We start from the raw sequence: 3351 nt of genomic DNA on the forward strand, positions 1-3351 counted from the left end.
GCGCACATCTCAATCAGCAGCCAGGGCGCCCCGGAGAGCCGGGCGGCCACTCCTCGCGAGCCACGACTGGCAGAGAGCTATCAGCCACACCCGGCCCTCCCGGGCCGCTTAACAACTTACGGAGAGCTATGAGCACCGCACTGAAGTGGTTCAAGTCCAGCTACAGCGGCAGCGAGGGCGGCCAGTGCCTGGAAGTGGCCCTCGCCTGGCGCACCTCGTCCTACAGCAACGATGAAGGCGGCGCCTGCGTCGAGGTTGCCGCCTGCCCCTCCACCATCCACGTCCGGGACTCGAAGCTCAGCGCGAGCCCCGAGCTGCGGCTCGCGCCGCAGGCGTGGAGCAGCCTGACCGACTGGGTGCGCCGGTAGTCGGCAGGCTGATCCCGCGCCCGGGAGTTCTCACGCGTGGCGGGTGCGGCCCGCCACGTACCCCATGAGCCCGGCAAGGGTCAGGCAGATCGGGGAGTACAGCCGCAGGTCCCAGTGCCGGAACTCCGGTGTGGACTTGCCAAGTTGCAGGCCCGAGACGGCCAGGCCGCCCGCGCCGCGGGCGGCGAGGACGCCCGTCGCCGTCCACACGCCGGCCCGGACCAGTTTCGCGCGGCCCCAGCGGCTCTCCGGGCGGGCCGCCGCCGTGACCAGTGCCCCGGCCGTGCCGAGCAGGCCGGCCACCGCGAGCGTCAGTGGAGCGGACGGGAGCTCCGTCTCCTCCACGCCCACCGCCACCCGCGCCAGGTCGGCGGGGGTGTCCAGCGGCCAGGGGCTCCTGGTCCACACCACGTGCAGTGCCCCTGCCGCCGCCAGGCCCGTCGCCGCGGCCCCCGCAGCCGCCCGTACCCGCGTATTCACAGCCGTGCTCGTCATCGGTCGTTCCCCTCGCCGAATCAGCCTCGCTCTTCTGTACGGCACTGTATGGATGATCCGTACCGTCGTGGCGCCCGGGACCCCGTTGGCGTAACGATCCGGCCAACTTCGCCGAAACCTGCCATCGGGTCCCAACTTGCTTTACATGCCGGTAATTTGACTGTCTCTGTCGTGATACGCGGCACCTGGAACGTGGATGACGTACGGCCGTGCGGGTGCCGTAGGCCGGGTGGGTAGGGCGTGTTCCGAGCCACCCGGCCTTCTCGTGCTCCCGTTCGTGCGCGGCATGCGACCCCCGACGCTTCCGGATATCGATGGATGTGTTGGTACGGATAGTTATGATCCGTAGCGCACGGTGGGTATGACTCCGTCGTGTGCGCGATACCGATGTCCGTTCCGATGTGGAGGTGAACCGCCGTGGCACTCTCGATCTCGGCCGTGGTGCTGCTGGCGATCGTCGTCTTCCTGCTGGTGCGCAAGGCAGGGCTGAAGGCGGGACACGCGGTGGTCTGCATCCTGCTGGGCTTCTACCTCTCCAGCTCGTCGATCGCGCCCACGCTCAGCCAGGTCACCAACAGCGTGGCCGGCATGGTCAGTGGCCTGAAGTTGTAGGAGCGGCGTCGTACGCTGGCCGTCATGAACGGTCTTCCCGCCCGTCGTCTGCTCCTCGTGCACGCGCACCCGGACGACGAGTCGATCAACAACGGCGTCACCATGGCCAAGTACGCGGCCGAGGGTGCCCATGTCGCCCTGGTGACCTGCACGCTCGGCGAGGAGGGCGAGGTCATCCCGCCCGGGCTCGCCCATCTGGCGGCCGACCGCGACGACACCCTGGGCGCCCACCGGGTCGGCGAACTCGCCGCGGCCATGGCCGAACTCGGCGTGAGCGACCACCGGTTCCTCGGCGGCGCGGGACGGTTCCGGGACTCCGGGATGATGGGCCTGCCGCAGAACACCCGCCCGGGCGCCTTCTGGGGCGCGGACCTGGACGAGGCCGCCGCGTACCTGGTCGAGGTGATCCGGGAGCTGCGCCCGCAGGTGCTGGTGACGTACGACCCCGACGGCGGCTACGGGCACCCCGACCACATCAAGGCGCACCAGGTCGCGATGCGCGCGGCCGAGCTGGCCGCCGAGAAGGCCTACCGGCGCGACCTCGGCGAGCCGCACGCGATCGCGAAGATCTACTGGAACCGGGTGCCGCGCTCGGTGGTCGAGGAGGGCTTCGCCCGGCTGCGCGCGGCCGGTGAGCAGGTGCCCTTCCCCGGCGTCGGGTCGCCCGGGGACGTGCCGGGTGTGGTCCCGGACGAGCGGATCACCGCCGAGATCGGCGACGAGGGCGATGACGAGGCCGGCAGCGGCGGGAGCGGTGCGTACGTCGCCGCGAAGGCCGCCGCCATGCGGGCGCACGCCACGCAGATCGCCGTCGACGGGCCGTTCTTCGCGCTCTCCAACGACCTCGCCCAGCCGCTGTTCGCCCGCGAGTACTACGAATTGGTCGTCGGGGATCCGGGCGCGGCCGCGGGTGAGCGCGAGCGCGACCTGTTCGCGGGGGTGGGCGTATGACCACGGCCCTGACCCCGGCGCGGATCGCCGCCTGCGTGGGGCTGCTGGTCGCGGGCGCGCTCGCCGGCGCCGCCGGGTGGCTCGTGGTGGACCTGCTCTTCCCCGGCGGGCTGCTGCTGGCGCTGCTGGCCCTCGTCGGGCTCTTCCTGGGCGGCCGGCTGCTGACCGGCAACGCGTTCGGGGTGGGCGCGGCCGTGGTCGGCTGGTTCCTCGCGTACGTGGTGCTGAGCGTGCCGCGCTCCGAGGGTGACGTCCTCCTCAGCGCGGCCGGAATCAGTATGTATGTCTACCTTTTGGGTGGAACGGTGGCCGCTGTGATGTGCGCCACCCTTCAGTGGCCCTCGGAGCGGCCGATTTCGGCCGCCCGCTCCGGCAGGTGACGTGCCGTTCGGAGCTACGACGCGACGGGGGCGCGGGGTTGTGCACGCCCCGCGTGAGCCGCGCGCCGCGCGCCTGCGGGAACCCCTGACCTCCGGGAGACAGTTGCGCCCCGGCGGCGGCCAGTATGGTGGACGCGCCGCCGAGCTGCCCGCGCACGGTATGACGGGCGGCGGAGCCAACCGGGAGAACCTGCCTTGAGTCGTGAAACTGACAGTTCGTCCTCCGGGCCCCAGGGCCGCGGTGGAGCCGCATACCCCTCGGGTACGCCGCCGTACGGAACCGGCCAGTCGAACGGTCCGGAGGGGAACAGGAACACTGTGACGTCGAAGCCGCCCACCCCCGCCGAGGACACCGACGGGCCCAAGACCGAGACCACGTTGACGACGCGTATCCGGATCAACATCCCGGGCTCGCGGCCGATCCCGCCGGTCGTCGTGCGCAAGCCCATGGCCGCGGCCGAGTCGGCCGGGTCCGGGGCGCAGCCCGAGCCGGGAGCGCCCGCCAGGCCTGGCAGGCCCGCCGGGTCCGCCGCGCCGCCCAGGTC

At 71.8% G+C, this 3351-nt stretch carries 5 protein-coding genes and 1 pseudogene; 5 read left to right on the forward strand and 1 reads right to left on the reverse strand.

Annotated features, from left to right (window positions below; genetic code table 11):
- Window positions 1-128 precede the first annotated feature (128 nt).
- Window positions 129-368, forward strand: a complete 240-nt coding sequence (locus GPJ59_RS34800) for a DUF397 domain-containing protein (protein ID WP_219672040.1) — start codon at window positions 129-131, stop codon at window positions 366-368.
- Window positions 369-398: 30 nt separating this feature from the next.
- On the opposite strand, the gene GPJ59_RS34805 is transcribed toward GPJ59_RS34800, so the two are convergent.
- On the reverse strand, window positions 399-863 hold the full coding sequence (locus GPJ59_RS34805) for a DUF3995 domain-containing protein (protein WP_219672041.1): 465 nt from the start codon (window positions 861-863) through the stop codon (window positions 399-401).
- A 417-nt stretch (window positions 864-1280) separates the two neighbouring features.
- On the opposite strand from GPJ59_RS34805, the gene GPJ59_RS34810 reads away from it, so the two are divergent.
- The 4 genes and pseudogenes from GPJ59_RS34810 to GPJ59_RS34825 form a co-directional block, all read left to right on the forward strand.
- On the forward strand, window positions 1281-1475 hold the full coding sequence (locus GPJ59_RS34810; protein ID WP_125652861.1) for a hypothetical protein: 195 nt from the start codon (window positions 1281-1283) through the stop codon (window positions 1473-1475).
- A gap of 24 nt (window positions 1476-1499) precedes the next feature.
- Complete coding sequence (gene mshB, locus GPJ59_RS34815; protein WP_219672043.1) at window positions 1500-2426, forward strand: N-acetyl-1-D-myo-inositol-2-amino-2-deoxy-alpha-D-glucopyranoside deacetylase; 927 nt, start codon at window positions 1500-1502, stop codon at window positions 2424-2426.
- A complete protein-coding gene (locus GPJ59_RS34820; RefSeq protein WP_219672044.1) occupies window positions 2423-2806 on the forward strand; it encodes a DUF6113 family protein in 384 nt (127 codons plus the stop codon). The genes mshB and GPJ59_RS34820 overlap by 4 nt, the downstream gene beginning before the upstream one ends.
- A 195-nt stretch (window positions 2807-3001) precedes the next feature.
- Window positions 3002-3351: pseudogene (locus tag GPJ59_RS34825) on the forward strand (hypothetical protein); the annotation flags it as partial.

This window comes from Streptomyces bambusae (assembly GCF_019400985.1).
GTDB classification, from domain to species: Bacteria; Actinomycetota; Actinomycetes; order Streptomycetales; family Streptomycetaceae; genus Streptomyces; species Streptomyces bambusae_A.